The sequence below is a fragment of the Bradyrhizobium sp. 134 genome, assembly GCF_023074155.1.
Classification (GTDB): domain Bacteria; phylum Pseudomonadota; class Alphaproteobacteria; order Rhizobiales; family Xanthobacteraceae; genus Bradyrhizobium.
In genome coordinates, this window is sequence record NZ_JADPKX010000079.1 from 1 (window position 1) to 1,160 (window position 1,160).

A 1,160-nucleotide genomic window follows, 5' to 3' on the forward strand; every position below is an offset into this window, starting at 1 on the left:
CAACCGTCGACATGAGCGGCTTCGGGGTCGACAGATTGAACATCAGCCCGAACCGACCATCGGGACCAGTCTTGTCCGGCTCGTCGATCAGCTCGTAGAGATCAATCCACTCGATGAACGAATACTGAGAGAACCTCGCCAGCATCGCATCCAGGTTTGAGTTGCAGGCCGACATCGACGCCGACGTCGAGGTGTTGACGAACGTTGAGTCGTAGATCTCGGCGCCGTTCATCTCATTGATGGCGACTGGAACGCCGTAGCTCGACAGCTTTGTGAACAGGTTGAAATTGGGACGAACTCCGCCCCAGTAGTTCGTCGGGTTCACGCCGGCATGCTCGTAATAGTGATAGCCGAGCACATCGACCTTGACGCCATTCGCCTTCATGAAGTCGATGTAGCCGAACATCGTCGATGTGGTGCCGACGATGCGCCGAAGGTTTCTGCCGGTGTCGCGGCGTACCTGCTCGATCGCGTCCGACATTCCCCGCAAGAGATTGGCGAAGTCGACCATCGACGGATATGCAGCGAACTCGGCAGAGGTCCATCCCTTGCCGAACAACGGAGAGCCGTTGGCATCACGGACGGTCAGATTGATCTCGTTACCAAGTTCCCAGTCGCCGACTGAAGATGCGAACTGGCGAACAAACGCCAGGGTCCGATTGTAGCCCTGGGAGTAGATCGCAGCAGCGTCGCCGGCAGGATACTTGCCGGCATCGGTCTTGTCGCCCCACATTAGCGGAAGCGCCAGAACAGGTTCAAGAGTGACGCCATAGTTGGCGGCAAGGCCCACGATCGAGGTGAAGCGCGTCGCTGCCCATGGATCAGTGTCAGCCGCCAGAGGAATGGTCAGGCGGTATCGCTTGAGCTTATGTGCGGCGAGCGTCTTGAAGACGTCCTCGTCATTGATCTGGCGGTACGCCCCGGAGGCGAACATGGAGTGGCCATTGACGCCGATTTGAACTGTCAATTCTGTTCCTTGATTGCGCGAGAAAAGAAGAGGATGCCGTTTGCAGCAGATCTGATTTCGGGCGCGGCGGGGTAAAGGAGGAGAAACCCCGCCGCAGTCGGGCCGCAGCAGTCGGCCGGCGCTCTGTGCCGCCGCTCTCTGTTCTGTACTGCGACTATGGTTGTATTTTGGCCTACTCTCCCCTGAGGGAGTG

Annotated in this window: 1 protein-coding gene; it reads right to left on the bottom strand. The window is 58.4% G+C overall.

What is annotated here, in order from left to right; genetic code table 11:
- Positions 1 to 1,160, bottom strand: a 1,160-nt coding sequence (locus IVA75_RS34620) for a hypothetical protein (protein WP_247288325.1), incomplete at both ends; no start/stop codon positions are given.